The sequence below is a fragment of the Flavobacterium aquicola genome, from assembly GCF_003385115.1.
Classification (GTDB): domain Bacteria; phylum Bacteroidota; class Bacteroidia; order Flavobacteriales; family Flavobacteriaceae; genus Flavobacterium; species Flavobacterium aquicola.
On record NZ_QUNI01000002.1, the window covers coordinates 214,772 to 239,377 of the forward strand.

At 36.2% G+C, this 24,606-nt stretch carries 12 protein-coding genes; 2 read left to right on the forward strand and 10 right to left on the reverse strand.

The genetic code is table 11. The features are described 5' to 3' along the window. Positions 1-39: 39 nt before the first annotated feature. Complete coding sequence (locus tag C8P67_RS03535) at positions 40-2,187, forward strand: S9 family peptidase (protein WP_115810464.1); 2,148 nt, start codon at positions 40-42, stop codon at positions 2,185-2,187. A gap of 30 nt (positions 2,188-2,217) precedes the next feature. Next, positions 2,218-3,606, forward strand: coding sequence for an aminopeptidase P family protein (locus C8P67_RS03540; protein WP_115810466.1), 1,389 nt, complete (start codon positions 2,218-2,220; stop codon positions 3,604-3,606). A 91-nt stretch (positions 3,607-3,697) separates the two neighbouring features. Here the strand turns inward: C8P67_RS03540 and C8P67_RS03545 are convergent, their stop codons facing one another. From C8P67_RS03545 to C8P67_RS03590, 10 genes are all read right to left on the reverse strand, one after another. Beyond that, a complete protein-coding gene (locus C8P67_RS03545) occupies positions 3,698-5,008 on the reverse strand; it encodes a DUF6055 domain-containing protein (RefSeq protein WP_115810468.1) in 1,311 nt (436 codons plus the stop codon). A 6-nt stretch (positions 5,009-5,014) separates the two neighbouring features. Continuing rightward, the gene (locus C8P67_RS03550; protein ID WP_115810470.1) at positions 5,015-6,973 is read right to left on the reverse strand and encodes a glycoside hydrolase family 97 protein; all 1,959 of its coding nucleotides are present in this window, start codon (positions 6,971-6,973) and stop codon (positions 5,015-5,017) included. A 28-nt stretch (positions 6,974-7,001) separates the two neighbouring features. Further along, positions 7,002-9,161: a family 43 glycosylhydrolase gene (locus tag C8P67_RS03555; protein ID WP_245980365.1), complete on the reverse strand. Its 2,160-nt coding sequence runs from the start codon at positions 9,159-9,161 to the stop codon at positions 7,002-7,004. 85 nt (positions 9,162-9,246) lie between these two features. Then, positions 9,247-11,943, reverse strand: coding sequence for a DUF5695 domain-containing protein (locus C8P67_RS03560; protein WP_115810474.1), 2,697 nt, complete (start codon positions 11,941-11,943; stop codon positions 9,247-9,249). A 46-nt stretch (positions 11,944-11,989) separates the two neighbouring features. Next, positions 11,990-15,043 carry a beta-L-arabinofuranosidase domain-containing protein gene (locus C8P67_RS03565; RefSeq protein WP_115810476.1) on the reverse strand — a complete coding sequence of 1,018 codons (3,054 nt, stop codon included), beginning with the start codon at positions 15,041-15,043 and terminating at the stop codon, positions 11,990-11,992. A gap of 1,088 nt (positions 15,044-16,131) precedes the next feature. Beyond that, the gene (locus tag C8P67_RS03570) at positions 16,132-17,418 is read right to left on the reverse strand and encodes a BT_3987 domain-containing protein (protein ID WP_115810478.1); all 1,287 of its coding nucleotides are present in this window, start codon (positions 17,416-17,418) and stop codon (positions 16,132-16,134) included. A 16-nt stretch (positions 17,419-17,434) separates the two neighbouring features. Beyond that, on the reverse strand, positions 17,435-18,427 hold the full coding sequence (locus C8P67_RS03575; protein WP_115810480.1) for a hypothetical protein: 993 nt from the start codon (positions 18,425-18,427) through the stop codon (positions 17,435-17,437). Between the two features lie 18 nt (positions 18,428-18,445). After that, complete coding sequence (locus C8P67_RS03580) at positions 18,446-19,102, reverse strand: hypothetical protein (RefSeq protein WP_147298198.1); 657 nt, start codon at positions 19,100-19,102, stop codon at positions 18,446-18,448. Positions 19,103-19,139: 37 nt separating this feature from the next. Then, a complete protein-coding gene (locus tag C8P67_RS03585) occupies positions 19,140-20,654 on the reverse strand; it encodes a RagB/SusD family nutrient uptake outer membrane protein (RefSeq protein WP_170141405.1) in 1,515 nt (504 codons plus the stop codon). 19 nt (positions 20,655-20,673) lie between these two features. Further along, positions 20,674-23,850 carry a SusC/RagA family TonB-linked outer membrane protein gene (locus C8P67_RS03590; RefSeq protein ID WP_115810486.1) on the reverse strand — a complete coding sequence of 1,059 codons (3,177 nt, stop codon included), beginning with the start codon at positions 23,848-23,850 and terminating at the stop codon, positions 20,674-20,676. Positions 23,851-24,606 lie beyond the last annotated feature (756 nt).

Here is a 24,606-nt window from a genome sequence, read left to right on the forward strand (position 1 = left end):
CATTTGACTACTATTAATAAATTTACAATATCCTAAAAAATGAAGAAATTAACTCATCTGTTTTTCTGTTTACTGCTTAATCTTTTTTTCATTGGAGCCAGTGCACAGAAAATAAAATGGACCAGCGACAATAGTGGCTTCTACAATGCCGAAAAAGGAGAAATCATCAAGTACCAATTGCCAGATTTTAATCGGATAAAAATAATCGGAGCAAACCAGCTTACTCCAGAAGGAAGTGGAAAATCACTGGATATTAAAGATTTTAAATTCAGCCAAAATGAAAAATTAGTTTTAATCTATACCAATTCTAAAAAAGTATGGAGAGAAGAGACCAGAGGTGATTATTGGCTTTTCAATAGAGAAACCAATAAACTGCATCAGATAGGAAAAGGCAGACCGGAATCTTCACTGATGTTTGCCAAATTATCGCCAGACAACAATTCAGTCGCCTATGTGAGTAACCATAATTTGTATGTAGAAGATATTGCTTCGGGAAAAATAACACCTTTGACCACCGACGGAACCGACCGCTTAATTAACGGAACTTTTGACTGGGCTTATGAAGAAGAATTCAACTGCAGAGACGGTTTTCGCTGGAGTCCGGACGGAAAAAGCATTGCGTTTTGGCAGATTGATGCTACTAAAATTAAAAACTTCCTGCTAATCAATAATACTGATTCTTTATACTCTTACACCATTCCCATTGAATACCCAAAAGCTGGTGAAGATCCTTCGGCCTGTAAAGTTGGCGTAGTTAATATTGCTACACAGCAGACAGCATGGATGGCAGTTCCAGGTGATTCAAAACAGCATTATATCCCGCTTATGCAGTGGATTCCTGATGGTTCTTCTATAATGATTGAACAGCTGAACCGCAAACAAAACGAAGCAAAACTATTTTTATGCAATCCTAAAAACGGAGAAGTCAAACAAATTTATACGGAGAAAAACAATTCATGGGTTGATGTGCAGACAACCCAAAATGAAGGCTGGAAATGGATCAATAACGGAAAAGATTTCCTTTCTCTTTCAGAAAAAGACGGATGGCGCCACTTATACCGCATTGACAAAACAGGCAAAGAGACTTTAATTACCAAAGGACAGTATGATATAATAAGCCTTGAAGCAATCGATGAAAAAACTGGTTTTGCTTATTTCTTAGCTTCTCCCGAAAATGCTACACAACAGTATTTATACAAAACAGCACTTAACGGAAAAGGAAAATTACTAAAAGTATCTCCTAGCGATGAAATCGGTACTCATGAATATGATTTATCTGCCGATGCAAAATATGCAACCCACAGCTTTTCTAACCATAAAAACCAGCAGGTATCCGAGTGGGTAAACCTTGCTGACAATAAAATAATCAAAGAAATAAGCAGCAATAAAACTCCAAGTGGCAATGTAGAAATGATTAAGATTACTACTAGCGACAACATAACTCTTGACGGATGGATCATAAAACCAACTCCATTTGATCCCGCAAAAAAATATCCTGTTATATTTTATGTTTACACTGAACCAGCTGGTGCAACTGTAAAAGATGCTGCGGGTTATGCCAGCACCTTTTTATACAATGGAGATATTGCAGCTGACGGATATATTCAAATAAGTTTAGACAGCAGAGGGACTCCAGTCCCAAAAGGTTCCGAATGGAGAAAATCTATATATCAAAAAATAGGTGTTTTAAATATTAGAGATCAAGCATTGGCAGCTAAAGAAATATTAAAATGGCCATTTGTAGATGCTGACAGAATTGCCGTTTGGGGATGGAGCGGCGGCGGATCGACAACCTTAAATTTAATGTTCCAATATCCTGAAATTTATAAGACCGGAATAGCCATTGCATCAGTGCCTAATCAATTATTATACGATAATATCTATCAGGAACGCTACATGGGCTTACCGCAGGAAAACAAAGAACCTTTTGTAAAAGGCTCACCGATTACTTATGCTAAAAATCTTCAAGGAAACCTATTGCTTGTTCATGGTACCGGAGACGATAATGTGCATTATCAGGGGGCGGAAATGCTTATCAACGAATTAATAAAAAACGGGAAATATTTTGAAATGATGAGCTATCCAAATCGTACCCACAGCATTAATGAAGGGGAAGGAACCTCTGAACATTTAGCGCAGTTATTCACTAAATATCTGCAAGAACACTGTCCAGGCGGAGGAAGATAATATCATTTTATACACAAATAACATAAAAAAATGTTTAGCAGAGAAACTTATATCCATAGAAGACAAGTCCTAAAAAAAGCAGTAGGCAGCGGACTTATTATATTTCCGGGTAATGAAGAGGTCGGAATGAATTACAGAGATAATATCTATCATTTTAGACAGGACAGCAGTTTTTTGTACTATTCAGGAATTGACCGCCCTTCCCTATTTTTGTTAATTGATGTCGATGCAGATATTGAAATATTATTTGGCGATGATTTAACAATTGAACAGACGGTATGGACCGGACCTCAGGAATCACTGGCTATTTCTGCCGAGAAATCAGGTATTACTGCTGTACAGCCATTCTCTTTTGCGGAAGCGATAATTAAAAACGCTCTGCAGCAAAAAAAGGCTTTACATTTTCTGCCGCCTTATCGTTCTGCGATAACTTTAAAACTGAGCAGCTGGCTGGAAATTAATCCATCTTTATTAGCTGCAAATGCGTCAGTTGTTTTATCAAAAGCTATTGTGGCGCAGCGTTCCTATAAGACTAACGAAGAAGTAGCTGAAATTGAGAAAGCAGTTGACATTACAGCAGCCATGCATCTAAAAGCAATACAAACGGCCCGCCCGGGAATGGCCGAATATGAAGTTGCTGCTCAGGTAGAAAGTACTGCCACTAGTCTTGGGGGTCATCTTGCCTTTCCAACGATTTTAACCGTAAACGGACAATATTTGCACAATCATGCGGGGGCTAATATTCTGCAGGAAGGACAATTGGTTTTGTGCGACAGCGGTGCCGAAAACTGCATGCACTATGCAGGAGATATGACCAGAACTTTTCCTGTTTCATCTACTTTTACAACCCAGCAGAAAGAAATATACAATATCGTTCTGCAGGCAGAGGAAGCTGCAATAGCAACTCTAAAACCTGGGACTTTATTTAAAAATTCACATCTTACAGCCTGTAAAGAAATTTTAACTGGATTAAAATCTCTTGGTTTAGTCAAAGGAGATTTGGACGAAGCTGTAGCAGCAGGTGCTCATACTCTATTCTTTCAATGCGGTTTAGGACATATGATGGGAATGGATGTGCATGATATGGAAAACATTGGAGAAGAATATATTGGTTATACCGATACTTTAAAAAAGAGCACCGAATTTGGACTGAAATCACTGCGTCTTGGAAAAGAACTGGAAGAAGGATTTGTGCTGACAGTAGAACCCGGTATATATTTTATCCCAGAATTAATAGACCAATGGCAGGCCGAAAAGAAATACAGCGAATTCATTAATTATGATAAAGTCCAAGCCTACCGAAATTTTGGAGGCATCCGCATCGAAGAAGATTTCTTAATTACAAATGATGCCTATAGATTGTTAGGCAAGCCTCTTGCCAAAACTGCTGAAGATATTGAGACGCTGAGAAGCTATTAAATGGATTGAAACAAATTTTATTATTATAAAAAACAATGGAGCTTTTAATCAAGCTCCATTGTTTTTTATATTATTCAGCTAGTGTTATAATTTAAAGAGGTTTTGCATTGACTATATTTACCTTATAAGGGAAACTTCTATATTCTTCTTTTTCATTGCCAAAAGAATGTTTTTCATGCTCTGTGGGCGCACCGCTGACAACCAGCCATAAAAATTCGGTGTTTTTTGGCACTGTAAATTCGGCTTTGCCATCATTCTTAAAAACTTTGCTGTACACTCGGTTTCCATCTTTTAATGATGCTACAAAACCGTAACGCCAGCCGGCTTTTTCTTTTAAAACAGAAGTATAACCATTGGCTCCAGCCAAACCTTTAAAACTCAATTTAACTTTTGTTCCCGCCGTTGGTACGGTAAGTTTAATGCCATTATAACCATAATCCTGAGGCGAATTAGAGGCATCTATCTGATACCATCCATCTTCGGTCTGGTTCAATTTGGCGGTATGCATATTTCGATACGGTTTTGCCACATCCTCCACCCTTTTCAAATCCCAAGTGATAAATTTTCGGGAAGCATCAAATATTTCATCATTGAACTGCTCTTGTGAAAAGCTGTTAATTCTTTTGTAAGTCATCACTACATCTTCTCCCGTCTGAGTCGATCTGCACAGGTTTCCCCAAAATTCTATACCGTGTTTTTGTGACCAGTACTCCAGTACATAAGGCGAATGGTACATATTTACAGGATGCAGAAAAGCATAATGCGTTCCTTTTAGAAAATCTTTAAGATGGTAATTTTCAAAAGTCATCCATTCAGGATATACCTGCCAAAGCATATATTGCGCAGACATTTCCATCACAGGACCATCAGGACCCGTTTTGCTGTCGACTTGGCTCATGTATTGAAACGAATGGCCAATTTCATGTGCCAATGCTCCGTACGGAATTTTATTTATTCGGGCAGCAGGAGTCCATAAAACTCCAACTTCTCCTTCTCCGCCGCCAAAAGCTGTGTTTTCATCACCACCAAAAACATAAATCAGCAGTTTGTATTTATCACTTACCGAGTAGTGTCCCTTCTGCACTAGCTTTAAATCATTTACATAAAAATTATAAAAGCGCTCACATTCGGCGATTGCCTGCTTTGGATCAAAGCGCTTTTTCTCATCAGCATTTAGCATTGGGTCGCTGCCGTATTCTTTGTGCCAAAACATCGCAATATTATCCGATTCTATCATACGGCTGTAACTGTAGTCACTGTCCGGAGCATCATAATTATTGTTTTCCGGCACGTACCAGACTTTAGCAGGAATGAATAATTTTTTTGAAGTTTTTTCCTGAGCATTGCTTACGCCAAAAAATACTAAAAAAATAAGACTGATGCTTTTTATAAAGTTGTTCATTGCTTATTAGTTTTTTGTAATAATTGCTGACCAGCCTCCGCCAGATGCCATTTTTGCAGTTATCTTTGAGTTTTTATCTACTTTCAGCGTATCTATTTTATAGTCCTGTGCGTAGGTATCTACATTGCTGCCGTCTGCGTATGCTTCCATCGAAAAAGAACCGTCACCAAGGAAAGAAAGATCTATAGGCAGTTCTCTGGCATCTGAATCTGTCATGCCACCAATAAACCATTTATCAGCCTTTTTTCTAGCAACGACAATATAATTTCCAACAGAACCGTGAAGGACTTTGGTCTCGTCCCAGACAGTTGGTATCTGCGTAATATAATCTACCGTTTCCTGTTCTTTATAATAAATCGAAGGTGACTCACACATCATCTGCAGCGGTGCTTCATACACCACATACATCGCAACCTGATGCGCACGTGTACCCAAAGTCATTGGACGCGTAAAACTGATGGAAAAATTCTTAGGTTCTTTATTAATCATCGAACCTGGCGTAAAATCCATAGGCCCTGCCGCCATACGTATAAACGGAATAGTTACTGTATGCTCTGGCGTGATTTCGTCGCTCCATTTGTTATTTTCATTACCTCTTACGCCTTCGTAATTCATAACATTAGGATACATACGCTCTAACCCTGAAGGCTTGAATGCACCATGAAAATCGACCAGCATCTCAAGTTTGGCACACTCTCTGGCAATCTGCTCATAAGAGTTTACCATATACTGATCGTTTCGCTGCATGTAGTCAATTTTGATACCTTTGGCACCCCAGCTTTTGTATGTTTCAAGAATCTGCAGGAGGTTTGCATCCAATGGTTTCCAAAGTACCCAAAGAATTATCCCAACGCCTTTCTCTTTTCCATAACGAATCAGTTCTTTGACATCGATATCAGGATTAAAGTCCAGAATCTGTGTAGTCGATTTTGTCCAGCCTTCATCAAGAATCACATATTCGATTTTATTTTTGGAAGCAAAATCAATAAAATACTTGTAGGTTTCTGTGTTTAGACCCGCTTTAAAGTCAACACCAAAAATATTATTGGCATTGTACCAGTCCCACGCAACTTTTCCTGGTTTTATCCAATCTGTGTTTTTAAGAACATTTGGTTTTGCCAATTGATACGCCAGATTGCTTTCTACAAATGTACGGTCATCATCGCTTATCATAAATACACGCCAAGGATAAGCTCTTGCACCAGATGCTTTCGCTATATAATCAGCCTCTTTTTTGATGGTCTGCACACGGTCTGAATTTCCGTTTTTATCAACTGCTTCTAAAACATATTTAGGAAAAATGGCGTCCAAAGTTGTGTTTCCATTCCCTTTTAAGAACAAACCTGGATAATCGATAAGAGCTGTTTCAGTAAATAAAACCTTTGCTTTATCTGTGGTAAAAAGTACTGGAAGGCTGCAAAAATCCTTTGAAGCAATTTCGGGCAGCGCTTTGTCTATATACAAACGCTCATTATGGGAATACATCGATTCTTCCTGAGGAAACAGTGAACGTGATCCTTTTGGAAAAGTAAAAGAAACTTTCTCTGAAATCACCTCGCGCTTTGCTTTGGCTTCATCTATGAACTGATAGGCGGCACCGTCGTTGTAAGCACGAAAATTAAGTTTGTAATTCCCCTGATAGGTAATCGAAAGCTCTGTATATTGGTCTTTTATATCAGAATCTTTATGCGATATTACAGCATGAATATTTTCGGAAACACTTTTGATCGTGTGATTTTTAACCTTCGGATTAATTCCAAAATCGGTACTGGCTGAAAAATCCATTCCAGCTTCTGCATTTTCAATGATTAAATTGCCGTTTAATGAGGCTGACCATGAAATTTTGTCTGAATTATTTATTTTTATCTGAATGCGCCCGTCCGGAGATTTAATCTCATACGTTTGAGCCGAAGCCTGATACATGGACAGCACTAAACCGCATACAATCAATAGTCTTTTTTTCATCTTTAAATTCTGTTACTTAAACATTATTTTATTTTTTTGAACCTTTGCCTTTTTTGGGTGCCGATGTTTTCATCAGGCTGGTTATCTCTTCTTTTGCAAGAGCATAATCATACATTTTTAAAGAAGTCATATAACCGGTGTAATTTTCGCCGACATCCGAAGCACCAATAATGATTTTAGCTTTATCAACCGCTGATGACAGCATCATATTCTGTGAATTATCAAGTACGCCATCTACATAAATTTTCTCTACGACACCATCAAAAGTCAATACGATATGATGCCATTTATTTTGTTCAGGCAATTTTTTATACCTCATATCAAAATGACCGTCCAAATGCGGCGCAGCGCCGTAATGCCCGCTGTTGTAAGCCAATGCATTGTATGAATTTGCTAAGTTATATTGATTTCTGTCACACCAGGAAGCCAGCATTTCGCCTTCTTTATCTATTTGAGGATTCTTTACCCAAGTGGCAACCGTGTAAGAACCATTCCAAGCCAGACTTTTAGGAACAGGTTTATCTAAAACTAAAGCACCATTAGTAAATTTAATCGCTTTTATGCCTTCGTTATCTGCTGCCAGAGTTACGTCTCCCTCTTTTATAAATGTACCTCCTATCGAACCTTTATTTGACATTTTAGTCAGTGAGTTTGTCTGTTTATCATTGACAATATCAAGATCAACCAGCATTTTATGAGAACTTACAGCAGCTGGCTCTCTATTTGATTTTTTGTTTTCTAACTGCAGCGGTATTTCAAACAGCGAACTATATACTTTAATATTCCAGACTGCAGCATAAAGTCCTGATTTTTCGGTACCCAGAACTGTTAGTTTTAAATAACGCGCCGAGATGTCATTATCATCAATCATTGGACTGCCTGCGGTGTGATTTTTAGATTTGTCTGCGTATACTTTCCAGTCTTTGCCGTCTGCAGAATACTCCAAAGTATACTGATAATAGTAACTTGCAAATTCAAATTGGGTCATTACCCTTTTTATACTTTTTACACTGCCTAAATCTATTGTCAAATCTTGCGGAAACTTATTACTGCCCGCTTTCCACATAGTAGCATTATTGCTGTCAGTCGCAAAATTAGGCTCGTATTTATAATCGTATTCTAATGACTGCAGATGATAATAAGAAGATGCTGTTGCACTTGCATTTAAAGCAATATTTTCAGGCATATTCGATTTTACAATATTCCCGATACCTTTAGAAGTAGGCACAACGGCTTTTATGGTATAGTCATTTTCAAAAATCATTTTATCAATACAGACCTGTCTTGCAAGACCGCCGCGGGTCATTGGATAATCATGTTTATGATAAACAATATAATAATCGTCTCCATCCTGTAAAACCGAATGATGACCAGGACCATGCGTGGTTTTGTCTTCGGTAGTGCTCAAAATTGGGTTGTTAGCACCTTCGGTAAATGGACCATAAGGCGTATCTGCATACGAATATCTGACATTGTAAGTTTCATCATGGCAGGAATCACCGGAATACATTAAGATGTATTTGTTTCCTTTTTTCATCATATATGCTGCTTCAAAAGGCTTTGGAGTCTGGCTCAGCGGAATGTTTTTTGAATTCATCATCTCCTTCATTGTAGAACCATTGAGTTCACCCACGGCATAGCCGCCATTGTAGTGTACCCAAGTTCCCCAATAGCTGTATATTTTGCCGTCAGTATCTCTAAAAAACTGCGCATCCAACGATGGAAAACCTTCTCTTGGATAACCATTAGAAATAACTGGTTTGTCGTTTTCGTCTAATTTTTTCCATGGCCCAATTGGAGTATCCGACACATAACCGTATATATTACAACCAATTTCGCAGTTTCCAAAATACAGATAATACTTTCCGTCATTGCCTACTACGATATCCGGTGCCCAAAAATTGGTAATTGGTTTTGATGTAAATGGAGGAATTTCCATGATATAATTATACCAGTTTTGTAAATCTTTGCTGTACCAGACTGTCGGCGCACCTGATGCCAGCATTTCGTTATCGGTAGTAGCATAGATGTAATACGTATCTCCAAATTTTTTAATAGTAGGATCTGCAAAATAGCCTGGTAAAATAGGATTTCCAGCGTTAGACAAGTTAACATTTACTTTTTCCTGCCCATAGCTGCTTACTATAAACAATAGCAGTGCATGGATAAACAATATGTTCTTTTTCATCATTTTAAGACATTAATTTTAAAAAACAACAAAGGCAATCTCTAAAATTGCCTTTGCCCCAGTATAACCCTCAAACCACTAAGAATTATTTTTGCTGTAATTTTATCTGAATGCTTTTCTTTTGCAAAGGTATTTCGTATGCACCTCTTACTTTGGTGTAAGGCAGCGTAATATCTTTGTTTATTCTTAAATAAGCGTTTGGTGTAAACTCATTTGCAGCATTTAAGGTAATCTCAACCTCATCTGTTTTTGTGTTATAGGTTACTTTTTCAAAAGTTCCAGCATCTAATGTTAACCACAATTGTTTTGGGGCAATAAATACTTTCGATTTTGAAGCGGTTGTTATTTTTACTTCGACTACATCTCCTTTTGTGGTGATATTACCTCCAAAGGCCAACCATCCTAAATCATCTTCTTTTGTAATATAAGTAGCCGTATTAACTGCATAGCCATAAAAACCAGAACCATAATCTCCAGAGATATAATCAATTCTTAATTCTGTTGGATAGGAGTGAAATGCGGCTGGACCAAATCCATCTTGAGTAATGTTTGAAATACCTCCTAAAAGACCTCCATAACCCACTTTCAATAAATAAAGATCATCCGATTTTTTTCTATATTGTTTTAATACTGGAATGGCATTTAACGAAGATCCGTAATGATGAATCTGACGCTCTACTCTTGATAATTTTCCGCCGTATAAGAAATCCCAGTATCTGCGCGCATTTCCATTATATGCCCAGTGCGGCATTGTAGGCATATAAGCCAAAATTGCGTTTAGAGTAACATCTGCCTTTTCCTCATATCCAAAATAATCAGACCACATATATACCTCTTCCTGACCTGTAGAATCCCATGGCATTTCACTTCCAAAAGGATATTCAAGTGCTCTCCAGTGATTCGCTCTTTCTTTCATATTGGATTCTAATTTGGACGACATATCAGTAAGATTTTCTGTCTTCAAATCCTCTAAAATATATAAAAATATAGAACCTTCCATTTGACCAAACTGTGCATAGTATGGAGCCTGCTCAGTCATTGCTATAGATGTATAATAGGCTTGTTTTAAATACCAGTCCCAAGACTTGCTGGTAACTAAACCTGTATTGTATCTTGCTAATCGGTACAATGTCCAGTAGGCTGCAGCTACGTGAGGATAATTATACGATCTTCCTGGATCATTTGCGTCTTTATGTTTCCATGCAGCCCAAGTAGAGTAATCAATATCTTTACTGTAAGTTCCCTTTGGCAAAGAATCCGGCTCATAATAGAAAACACTTTTTTTAACTCCGTATTTGTTCTTTCCTTCACTGTATTGAATATTTCCCCAAAGCGTTTTATCTACAAACTGCTCTAATTTTTTAATTTCTTCCTTATCAGGCTGAATAAGCTGTTTCATTATAGCAGCCAGCCAGCCTCCTGCTCCGCCTTCGTCACTTAAACCTGCTACCCATGCACGGCTGTCTTGTGTAAGCTGTTTTTTGGTTTCATAATCATAACTGATTACAGAAGGGTTTCTTTTAAAAATTGGATCAGGCTGATCAAACCATTGTGCAGTTGTCAGGAAATGACCAAAATCTTTAATAACTTCAGGTTCTGACTTGATTACTTTGTAATTAATAGTTTGTTTTATACCATTTTTATAATTGATTGTTAATCTGGCACCTCCCCATTTTACACCGCTAACTATATATTTCTTTAATCCTTTGACAGTTTTACCGTCTTCTTTTATTTGAAGTGCGCCTTTTGGCTCAATTTCGAATGAGCTTACTTCGCTTTTATAATTTAAAAATAACTGTGATTTGATATCCTGCGGAAGAACATATCCAGGAATACTTGTCGCTACAGGAAGTTCTTCTTTTACAAGTATATTCTGGATGTCCTCAATTCCTTCTGACAATGCCAATTTTATGGCGAAACTTTTGGATTCGTTAGCTTTCAAAATTAATGATGTAGGCTTGTTCCATTGTTCTACGCCTTTCCATTCATTCTCAGCATAGGCTTTGCTGTATACCATCCATTCATGAAATCCTTCAAAAACGATACTTCTTGGAGTTGGATCATCATTTAATGGGCGATACGCTTCAAAAGCCATATTTTCTTCGGGCATTACTACTAGCGCCGGTCCTTCTCCACTTAATCTTTTAACCTCAAGATATCCTGCATCCATTCCAATGTATGGGTCAAAGAATACATTTTGAGCATGTGTTTCATTAAGGGATTTGCCTTCAAGAATATTATTGAAAATCATTGGAATTCCTAAAGCTCCAATTTCAATATTAGCAGCTGTTTTGTTGGTGATTACGAATCTTAAAACCAAATCATTGCCACTGGTTTCATAATATCTTTTAATCGTAACCGGAATATCAGCAGGCAGCGTATTGGCTAAATCTGCTGCAGCTAAAATTTTCTGTGAAGTTTCCAAAGGTGTAACTGTCCCGCGTTTTGCTGCGGTAGAATAACTTTTCCAGCCAGCGTTTCCTTCTTTAATTTTCAGATTGATATCTCCTAAATGATATAAACCGTCTTTGTCTCTAATTTCCAGTCTGTCGCTTGGTGTAAAATCAAAGTTCAGATTTTTATTAGATCTAAGACCTGCAACTGTCTGTGATGCTTTGACCAATTTTAACTGAAAAGCGGGAGTGCTGTATTTTTGATATACCTCAGCAATACCTAAAGTAGGCTCTTTCTTTTCGATTCTGCTCCAGTAATCTTGGGCTTGAGTACATAATGTACCCGCTAAGAATAGTAAAAAGCCAATTCTGTATTTTATATTTCCCATGGTTAGTGTTTATCTATTTATTTTTTAGTTTTTTTAATCTTGAAATTTATTTTAGTGTTACATCCAAATAAACCGAATGGCGTCCATAGGTGTTATAAAAAGGCTTAAAAATAACTCCGTCAATAACAAATTGTAATTTCTCTGGATCACCATTTATCGATTTACTTATGTCTTTAGCGTCGAATGTTACTTTTCTCCATTCTTTTAATGGCTCGGATTCCTGAGCTGCAAGCAGAATAGGTCCGTAAAATAAACTAGCAATATTCTGCTGATCCATTACTGGGTCTAGATGAAACTGAAATGGCATTTTCAGTTCGATTGTATCACCATTTTTCCATTTACGGCTTAAAGAAAGATAGCTTCCCGGAACTGCTTTAACTTTTTCTTCCTTACCGTTTATTTTTACAAAAAAGCCTTTGATCGCCCAGCTTGGAACACGCACATTAACATCAAATTTTCCTTCGCCGTTAATCGTTAAAAGTGTATGATCTTCATTAGGAAAATCAGTTTTTTGTACTATTGTTACATTTCTTTCCGCCCATTTTAATGTAGAAGGCACATAGAGGTTTACATACAAAGCCTGGTTATCAATACTCTTGAAATAAATCGAATTCTGAAACTTTGTGTTGCTTTCTAAAGCTGTTCCATTACAGCAGGTAAAACCATTCATTCTTGCATTTCCAAACTGTTTTACTGAACCTGGGCGCAATGGAATATGATATGTATTGGCTGGGGTATTCTCTGCAACCGAAGCAAGAATATCATTATAAAGACCGCGTTCGTAGTAATCCATATATTCGGCACGCTGATCGTAAAGAAACAGATTACTAGTCAATTTCAGCATGTTATAGGTTGCACAAGTTTCATTTTGTCCTCCTGCCGAAAAACCGTTTTCATAAATTGTAGCCGGCTGGCTGATAAAACATTCTGCATTTGCAGGGTTGCTTGCTCCGGCTACTCCCCCAATACTGTACATATAATCACTTGTGGTTTTGTACCAAAAATTATCAGCAATACGGTAATAATCAGGAGTACTGGAATCCTGATACATTTCCAGCGCTCCCATAATCTGCGGTATATGCTGGTTGGCATGCAGTCCGCGGAAAGTATCTACGTTTTTCGCCAGACCGTGGGAATGCTGTGCATCTCCATAAAATACTTTGATGTTGTCGAACATTTGGGCAACTTCCAGATATTGTTTGTCATTCGTTATTCTGTAAAGTCTTGCCATAGCCTCATTCATTCCTCCAAACTCTCCGGCAATGTAGGTGTTCCACATGGTAATAAGTGTCTCGGTTGGCAGCTTAGCCATACGCGAATGCACCCAAGTACCCATACCTTTGGCAACTTGAAGAGCTTTTTCATTACCACTCACTTCATATATATCCATCAATCCAGCAAGTATCTTATGTAGAGTATAATATGGAGCCCAAATTTGTGTTTTCTGTCCACCGTATTTTGCTCCTTTTTCCAGCATTATGAATTGATCCGGAGGATAGGCACTAATGAAACCTTTACCCCAATTCCAATAATCGGTACGCATGCCTTCACTGCTCAAATCCGAATCATACTCTGTTTTCCCCGGACCTTTAGGAACGGCTGTAGGATCTGACACAGAAGGACCTCCTGCTGTTTGTGGCTGTCCTGACATTTGTGCCAATTGATAAAGTGTATTAACCATATAATCCATCTTATCAGCAAAATTCTTGTGTAATTCTTTGTCATATCCAGTGCCGGCATACGCCTGAGCAATTGCTGTTAAGTAATGTCCCGTCGCGTGTCCGCGTAATTTAGTGTCCTGAGTGTCCCATACTCCCAAAGCATCTGCTCCTTCGGGCTGTACTTGACCAAAAGCATTGCGAAACATATACAGGAAAGAATCTGGATTTGTCTTAGCAAGGGTTTTTATGAACTTATCGCGGTTTTCTATAAATTTTGTATTGTGTCCGTGAAGATCCGAATCTAATGACACTTCGTCCAGATTGAAAGCTTTTAACTTAAGATCAGGTGTCGCAGTTTCTTTAGCCGTTTTTACAGTAACAACTGCTTTTGGCTTTAAGTCAGTGCCTGCCACAAATCCTTCTACCGTGTACTGCCCAGCCTTTAGCACTGATGTATTATCTTTTGGCGCAGGCCAGATAACACGTACTTCCTGACCCTCAATTCCATTTTTGTAAACACCTTTTAAATAGCGCGGTAATCGCGGAAGACTTCCTACCACTGTCTCTATTTTAACATCAGAAACACTTGTTAGATATTGATTGTACAACTGAGGTGTAGTCTTTGAAAACTTTGGCAGATCGCCTGCTGCAGTTTCAGTTTCTTCTTCCTCTACCCCTTCTTCTTTTAATGCATTATGATAGATTTTTCCAATTTCTTTCTCAGTTAATGGAACTCGGTACAATCGTAAATCATGCAGTTTTGCATTTAGATAAGAATCCTCAGATAAAAATGATTTTCCTATATACAGCATGTTATTAGTACCTGCAGTAGTATCAAACAGCTGCTCCAATTTGAGTTTTACGTTCTTCGCAGCATTTACAAGAACACCGTTTACATAAGTATTTAATGACTGCGAAGGAATATCAATAACAATTGCTACATGATTCCACTTATTAACTTCCAAAGCTGGTGAATCTGTTTTATATTTTATACCCGAACCTGAAATAACTTCAGTATGAAAGCCAGCATCTTCTTTGGTTCCCGCCGGTGCAGCAAAAAAATGTGATTTAGCATTTTTTCCAAAATCGAAAAAATACTGATTGCGCTGTGCAGAGCGCAGATAAATCCATCCTGATATAGTAAGTGATTCTTCGCCGGCAAAAGCTTCTCCGGGAATTGCAACAAAAGCTTTGTTTTCTGCAGATACGGAAAGCACTTTACCAAATAATTCATCATTAATGAAATTCAATTTAGACTCCGAAATTTTGCCGTGTAGGTTATTTCGTGACCAGTCCTTTGTATCACCGTCTAAAACATAACGGGCAATCAGTCCTGTTTCTCCAATACCGTCCAAAATCTGATCGCCTTGTGCCAGAACAGATGTATTCATGGAACCAAAACCTATCATTGCACAAATAAAAATCTTATATAATTTCATAATTAGCTTTTTTCAATATTTATTTAACCTTAAAGTCTTTATTTTTTTTATCTGAAAGAATTTTTAATCAAAGACAAACCCTATTGTTCTATCGTTCTAAACATCTTTGATAAGATCTGCTTGAATACATATTTATCAATAATTCGATTGTGACAATGAATATCCGCTGCGAAATATTTCTGCTTACTGCTATGTATTTTGATATTTGTAAAATTAAATGCAATTATGATAATCTGCACAACTATATTTTATCCTAACCATATACTATATTATCTTATCTAAAATATTTTTTGGCACTTATCTGATTAGATATTGCATAAAAAAGATATCTAAAGTCGGGAATTTATTTTGATAATGAAAATTTATGTCCAAAGTTATCCTTCGTTTAGTATGCCAAATAAAGATATAATAGAAGCCAGTCCTAAAACCTCAACCCCAAACCCCTCTCCAAAGGAGACGGGAGCTATTGATGTATATTATTTTAGATATAATAGAACAGAAAATATTAAAACATTAGTATAAATAGACAAAGCTGCTTTACCAGCAGCTTAACACCTTAACTCTCTGCTTTTTTACACTGGCTGTATAAAAAAATAACGATGACCAGCAGGTAATTTAAAGATGGATTATACTTTTTAATAATTAAAGTATGCTTTTTAATTAATAAATTGTTCTTTTTACTTTATAAAGTATGCTTTTTAATTAATAAATTGTCCTTTTTGATTAATTAATTGATATTTTTAATTAATAAATTGTCCTTTTTGATTAATTAATTGCTCTTTTTAATTAATAAATTGTGCTTTTCGATTAATTAATTGCCCTTTTTAATTAATAAATTGTGCTTTTTAATTAATTGATTGTTGTTTTTAACTATTTAAGTGCTTTTTACAGCTATTCAGTTGTTATATATGCCTTGAAGGCTAATAAAAATTTAATGGATTACTCCCTTAGTTAACCTCACCCCAACCCTCTCTAAAGGAAAGGGAGTTAGTAACTACAAATTTTCTAAACTAAATATTTCAATCATCCTAAAAAAAAAGGGTAACCAGCAGTTAAACTGGTTACCCTTTTTTTAAAGAAATAAAAAACTAATTTATGTTTAGTGTAATATTATATCTCACCATTAGACCGTTATGTACCAAAGCCATTGAGACAACATAGGTATCGCCCGATACTGTTGAATTTGGAAATTGGCCCACATTGAATATACCATCGGGGGCATATTCTACATATACCAGCGAATTATCATTGTAGCCCTCTGCATTACCGTTTTTGCTAAACCAAAAGCCAGGAGGATTTGCCGTATAACCTTTTATTAGAGTTCTATCGTCTTTATTGATACCATAAAAAACAATATTGCTTTTTAAATCGGCTTCTGTAGTTTTTAACAGCTGTGCTGCCTGAGCTAAATCTATAGTAACCTGATAACCCGAATAATCATTAGTAGGCGGCTGATTTGTCACTAACTCAAAAACTCCCTCATAAACTGGTTTTGTAGAATGGAAACTCAGATCCAGATAAATTGCAGTATCTGGTGCAAAAGCATATTCACCTGATGAAAAATCCAATGGCAGCATATACGAATCTGTACTTTCTGTATTGATCACTTTTGGATCGAGCAGATAGGTTATTGTTAATTCATGCTTGCTTTCGTCAGCCACTATCGATTGAAAACTATAGCTGCCTGCTGGAAAACTCACATAATTGGTATTATTAGCTGTATTATAAGCTGCTACTTTACTTGGATTCGCAGTAAAGATTACTTTGGAAATATCCAGATTATCAAAATCATATTTAGCCAAAATTTTCAAAACTGGTTTAGCTACTGTATCATCAATAGTATATTTCAGTACATTTTTGTCGAAAATAACAGTCGGTTTTGATATAGCTACATGTACCAGAGCCTGAGTACCTACTTCGCTGTTAACTGTCTCACCGCTGTTTGACTGCAGTTTTATTGGAATCACATAATTTGCAGAAGCTTCTAAACCTAACTCATCTACAATTTTTTTAATATTAAAAACAATCGGCAAAGTAGTTTCGACTGCTTTAAGTTCTAATGACTTGGTTAGCGTATAGTAAGCTTCCGGAAGTATTTTATAATTGCTTTCCTGAAAACTATTGTAGTCTTTTAAAAGCTGTTCGTCAATTTTTAAAGTTACGTTCAGAGGCTGATCATCTTTGTTGATTATTTTCAGCGAATAGCTAAATTCCTCATCTACTGTTGACATTTTTGCTGCCTGAAATCCATAGGTCTCAAAATACAGATCAGCATTAAAACTCGTCCTTTCATTTAAACTTTCATCTTCCGAGTCGTTACAGGACACGAATAACCCAGAAAGTAATACGCATGTATATAAAATTAATTTTTTCATCTCAATTATATTTAAATTATTTTCTGGTTAGTTTATGCAAGTGCACTGTTATATTATATGTCCCCTGTGCATGAAAACGAAAAGCAAAAGCTACCTGTATATTTACATTGTACTCATTAAGATGCCCTTTTGGAATTTTAAAATAGGAAAGAGCATCACCGCCTTGATCCCACATTTGTCCTTCAACAACAACAACATTAAAATAAGGAAATGTAAAACCAATTAAACCCGGCATCTGATGTTCAATCGCTGTATCTGTCAGAACAGGTTTAAAATAAGGATCCCAGTTATTTAACCAAGGCCATGTTGGCAACCATCTGCTAATCTCGCCTGCTTTTGGGTTAAAAGCGACTCCATTTTTATCAACGAATTTATAAATACATTTCGTTTCCTCTTGAGTGCCAGGAACATAATCTACATCTACTGTTATGTTTTCATCATCTGTATTATTCAGGGTAGAACCATCAGAATAATCTCTAACCCTTTTAAAAACTAATGAATAAGGTGCTCCGGTAGAATTTGTTAAAACAATTTTAGCAGCATCTTCTATGGTTTTCTCTCCTTTTGTATTACTTACCTTCAAATCTATTGAATAAGTACCTCCCGGCAGATAAGTCGTTGCCGGAGTAAACTCCATGCGTCCTCCGATAGGATTTATTCTAAATGGCTGCACAATACTGTCTTTAAATCTGGAATTAAGCAAAGCCATAGTAGAATCCAGATAAGTCACCGGCTGGTCATATACCTTAATATTCTGAGGTTTCTTAAAAACTTCGGTTACATCTTTTCCTTCTGAATCTTTTACTTTTAAAAGCTCAACATTTAGAGGAGACGAAGAACCATTAGCTACAATGGGAGAAGAATAAGTAGTTTTTCCTCTTTCTACATAATAGATACTATTATTGTAAAAAATATTATCGCTTAAATAACCTATTTCCGGTTTTTCGCAGGCTACAGCAAGTAATAGTATTCCTGCTACTGTTGCTGCTCTAATTATATTTTTTCTCATAATTATTTTACTTTAAAATTAATTTCCCAGTCCTTTTGAAAAAAGATTAAAAACATGTGTATTATTCAGCACATGAAGCACTGTTCCTTTGCCATTTTGGGTTAAAATATCTGTCGTCTGGCATACTTCATTTAATTTACCTTCCTTGCAGTAATACAGAAAATAAACCGGAGCATCACTATGCTGGTAGTACACATTATCCAGCGTTTTTATTTTTTTCACTGTAATTAAAGTATCTGCCTGAGTTTTATATTCCTTACCTGCAGTAGTTGCTGTATTCAATTCTATTTTTTCATTAAATACATACTGCAGAATACTATGAGAAGTTACCTCTGGATCATTTAATAAATCATCCAATGTATATTTAGCCTCATCAGAACCCGTGCTTGCCTGAAGGGAATCTGTTTTAATCTTTAGAAAACGTCTTATGCTGTAATCATTAGGCGCAAAGAAAGCCCCTGATGAATTTATGGTTTCTTTCAGATTGTAATGATCTACCAGCGTAATAAGAGTATCAAACATCTTATACTTATGTGCCTTTAGATAATCATAGGCTGTTAATTCGGTCTCAGCTTTAGCTACTCCGCTGTCGGTTAAATAGTCATCTTTTGTACAAGCGGTAATACTCATAAAAAGGATTAAAACTATTATGCTGTTTTTTAAAAATAAATTCATACTTGCTGTTTTTATATATTTATTTATAATGATCTTGTTATTGCGCCTCTGATTTCCAATATTCGGTTTGAGTAAACAGTATATTAGTCTCTATAAGTGTTGGCTGTATTGGCCAATAGCTCTTTCCGTTTTCGAACTGGCTAGGTGTTATTTTATTAGAACTTGAATCTCCAAATTTATACACCTTCTTTTCGCGGGCCAAACGTACTAAATCATAAAAACGGTGTCCTTCCATAAACAGTTCTCTGCCGCGTTCCTGAATAACTGCCTCAAATAATTTATCATTTGCTGCGTTCGATTCTTCCAGACCAGCCTTTTCACGAATACTGTTTAATGTTGTTCTGGCTTCAGTATATTTGCCTTGTGCTGCCTGTGCTTCTGCCTGCAGTAAAGCAATATCTGCTAAACGAAAAACCACTATATTATTAATACTCAAAGGCGACGTAGGACTAGCATACATAACTTTGGAATATTTCAGCAGAATAGGCCAATCGCTTGAAAACTCAGCAAAACCTTTTGTTCTCCTTAAATCATTAGGATTGTCAAAGAGAGTCTGTTTTAATGTTGTTAGATCATATTGCCAGATTGTTTCTTTTTCATTCAGACGTGTTTTCAAATATTCTCCTCTAAGCAAATAGTTAGTAAGACTCTGACCGTTTCCTGCCTGAGCTTCTTTTTCTGAATTTTGAGCAATTTCAAATATGGATTCTCTGGACTGACCGCTGAAAATGTCTATGTAATTATTACGGTCTATATAGCTGTAAAAATTACTGTTGATAACATTGCCCGCAGCGGCTTCACATGCAGCATAATTACCAGACCAAGCCTGAATATGCGCAAGCAGTGCCCAAGCAGCACCAGCATTGGCACGAACAACTTTATCAGTATCAACATTATAATCCCATGCAAGATGTTTTATAGCCTGCTGGCAATCTTCGGTAGCTTTAATCAGTACTTTGGCGACATCTTCCCGTTTATAATTTTTTATATCAACGACATCGGGATCGGAGCTGTCAATAATCGGCACATTCCCCCAGACACGAGCCATATAAAAATAGGAAAAGGCTTTTATAAAATAGGCTTCACCAATATATTGATTATACTGGCTTTCGTATTCCGTAAATTCTTCTTTCGGAATTTCAGGAATGTGTTTGAGACACAAATCGGCTTGCTTTATAGCAGAATAAAATATTGAAAAATCTCTTACTTTATACATTGGTTTCCAATTGTCAGTCACTGCAACAGATATTCCTAATTTAAATTTCATGATGTCTGTAAAATCGCTTCTCAGCTCTTTTTCGGTCGAAAAATAATCGGTTCCAAGATCTCCATGTGCATAGTATGATAATCCTGAATTCAACGCTTTTCTTAATTGCGAATAACCTCCTGCAACTGCTGCATTAGCATCCTCACCATTTCTCCAAAAAGTAACATTAGAGGGCTGGCTAATTGGCTGTTCGTTCAAATAGTCAGAACAGGAATTCAGGAATACAACGACAAAACACAAGCTTAGTAATTGTACTGTATATTTAATTTTATAATCTGTTTTCATCTTTTGATTTTTTTGATTTTTAGAAAGTAGCTGATAATCCAACAGTGAACTTAATTGCCAATGGATAATTGTTCCCTGTAGAAAATCCATCTGCACCAACAGCCTCTGGATCAGGTAATGTTGATTTTGTGAATAATGCCACATTATCTGCCATTCCATAAAACTGTAATGCACTCAATCCCATTTTTTTACCAAAACTTTCCGGCACATTATAACCCAATCTTATATTTTTTATCCTAAAAAAACTTCCGTCTTCAATAAATTGAGAATTAGCGATATGGAAACGGTCTACTCTGCTATTATTATCAAGCAATGTTCCAAATTCAGCATCAGTATCACCAGGTCCCTGATAATAATTCAGATCTTGAATAATACCAACTGTTGATCGTAACCCCCAAGCCGCCCAAGGAACGTCAGATCTTGATCCGTTAAGTCTGTCGGAAACATAACCATTCCATATTTTGCGTCCATATACAAAGTTGCAAAATATTGACATAGACCAGTTTTTATAACGGAAATCATTAATGATACCTCCTATTGCTTCTGGGTTAGGGCTGCCTGCATACTTTTTGTCCAGACCATCAATTATAAAATCCCCGTTTTGATCTACATATTTAGGATCTCCAGCTCTAATTGTTTGTCCGTCAAATTTCATTTTCTGACCTGTTAAAGGATCTGTCGGCACTTCAGCATCAGATGCATAAACTCCTTGTGTATCCCATACTCTGTAATTAAATAACGGCATACCTTTCGTCAGTGTATATTGCAGCCATGGATCACCAACTGTCAGATCTTTACCGCCATCTGGCAGTCTGGTTACATAATTATCATTGAAAGCAATGTTAAACGATGTGTTCCATTTAAAATTGGAATTGTTTCCTAAATTGACTGTCGAGATTGTAAACTCATACCCTGTATTTCTGATATCTACAGCATTACCACTGTAAAATTTATACCCTGAGGTTGCTGGTGCCACCATATTAGAATAGAAAACATCCTGAGAATCACGTGCATACCAATCGGCGTTGATTTGTATACGATTATTAAACATATTTAAATCTACACCAATATTAACCTGCGGATATTTCTCCCAGGTTACATCTTTGGATCCTGCAAAGTCACCATAATTTTGAACTACAACCGGCACACCATTGTATGTTGTTGCCTGAGCGGGATTATTTTGACCAAAAGAGGAGCCGTCGTAACTGGCATTTCCTGTATAGATATTATATTGAGCATAATAACTGGCTGGGTCATTACCTGTTACTCCATAACTGCCTCTGAATTTCAGAAAATTAACAACCTCTTTAACAGGTTCAAAAAAAGCTTCTTCGGAAACCAGCCAGCCAGTAGCCGCCGAATAAAAATCAGTCCAGCGTTTGCTTGTATTATATCTTGATGATCCATCTCTTCTGTAACTGCTAGAGAATAGATATTTCTCTTTAAAATCATAACTAAAACGGCCAAATATACCCATTCTAGTCTTGGTTTCCAGATAAGAATTACCACTCAAATCTGCTCCTGGAGAAATATTGTAAACAGTACTTCCCAAAATACCCTGCCCGCGTAAATAAGAGCTTTTGTTCTCTTGTGATGACACTTGATGTCCTAATATAGCAGAAAAATGATGCTGATCATTTAAGCTTTTCGTGTAGGTCAAATAATTTTCCAGTTCTTTTATATCCGTTATATAATTCTCACTTACTGCCGCATCTTTATCCGCTTCGTAGATATCTGTACTTTGAAATTGGTCCCGCCTGTTTTCAGAATAATTAAATGAAAATGAGCTGGTGAATAAAAAATCTTTTGAAAGATTAATATTCAGCCTCGCATTGGACAAAAGTCCCAGTCTCTTATCCTCATCCAAATTTCCCGCCTGCCCTTGATATGATTTTCTTTGTTTATCTGTAAGATTCCAAAAAGAACTTGGAAATTCCCATGTACTAAACGGAAATGTTTGTCCATTTCCAAATCCATGATCTGTATCCATATAGGATGGCATCATATTTACAGTAAAATTTATTTTATCACTAAGGTATAAAGACAAAAACAAGGTTGGTGAAAATCTTTTTAATCTGTAACCAATAATAACACCTGTTTCATCATAATACCCAAGAGAAACTTTATACTGGTTTTTCCCAAAGGCACCACTGACACTGGCATCAACATTACTGATTTTTGCATTCTGTATAAAAAGTTCCTGCCAGTCTGTATTGTTATTAAAAGATACATTCAAACTGTCCGTCAAGGCCATATTGAAATTTTGATCTAGATCTTTGTAATTTCTGCTGATCGCATCTAATTTAAGCTGACGCTCCATTCTTCCTACAGTTACTTTTCTCAACGAAGGTTTCAGACCAATTCCTGCATAAGCATTTACTCTAAAAGTAGGTCTCTGATTTTTAGATCCCGCCTTTGTTTTGATCAAAATAACACCGTTTGCTCCTCTGGAACCATAAATTGCCGATGCCGAAGCATCCTTTAAAACATCAACCGATTCAATTTCGTTAGGGTTAAGTGAGGCAAGCGGATTATTCCCATAAGAACTTGGCATATCATTTATATCGTAAATTATACCATCTACAACATAAAGCGGATAACTGACACCTCCCAGACCCACACTATTGGATCCTCTAATATTAGTAACGGTTCTAGCCCCAGGTTCTCCAGATGTACTTAAAGAGGTAAGACCCGCTACTTTCCCTGCCAATATCTGGTCAATCGAAGCATAAGGAACATTCTCGATATCTTTAGCTTTTACAGTAGTCATGGCACCTGTAACCGTTTTCTTCTGTACACTCTGATATCCTATAAGCACAACTTCTTTAAGGCTTTCTGCTTGATCGGACATAACAACACTGATTTCAGTTTTACCATTAATTTCGACCTCTTGATCTTTCATGCTGAGAAAAGAGAAAACTAATACATTCTTTTTTTCAGGAACATCAATACTAAAATCACCATTTTTATCGGTTACAGTACCTCTGGAGGTACCTTTGACAATAACATTAACACCAGATAACGGGGTGCCAATTTCATTCATAACTTTCCCTGATACAATTTTGTCCTGAACTTGTTCCAATGGTACAGTAAATGTTTCGGCCCTAATAATACCAACTTTAAATAGCGACATTATGCATAGGAGTAAAATTGTTTTTGAAAGTGTGACAGTTTTACTTTCTTCAGTTTTCTTCATAATTTACAGAGCTTATTTAGTTAAATTAATTTTTAGTTAATAATTCAGATTTTCGAGGTAAAATCAAAAAGCTGTCTTTTTGATTTTTTAGCTTCAAAAAAATATTAACATCGGTTTAAAATTTATTCCAGACTGAATCCATAATCACCGCAGAATATATGATTCACTGCAGTCTTAAAAACAGAAATAAATAGTAAATAAAGGAATCGGGATTAATTAAAAAGGCGCTGCCTATTAACGGATGAAGCGTAATTCTTTGCAGTTTTCATGATTTTTAATTTTTTGGTTAGTTAGATTATTTTTTTGTTAAAAAATAAAATTTTAAAAACCTGTTTTTTAGTGATTCGCACTATCAAAAACAGAATTAACAATAAGCTAATTATAAATCGACATAATCTGATATACGTTCAATTATTGACAAATAATTAACAAATTTTATTTAATATTTTTTTAACATTTGTAAATTTATAAGTCTTTATAAAAGTTAAACAACGATATTTTATCCGAACCGAATACTATATTATCTTATTTAAAATATTTATAAGTCGATTCTCCACAATTTCCTACAATGGAATTTTATGCTCTATATTTCAGTTTTTTAAATTGATTTTACGATAACTTTAAAAGGACATTTTCCAAGACATATTTGTCTGCTATCATCTATAAAAAAATAAGCAGCTGTTTTGAAAATACGGCATACTTTTCTAAACAAAATTCAATTACCTGCTTCTCAGGCAAATCACCAAAAGCATTTAG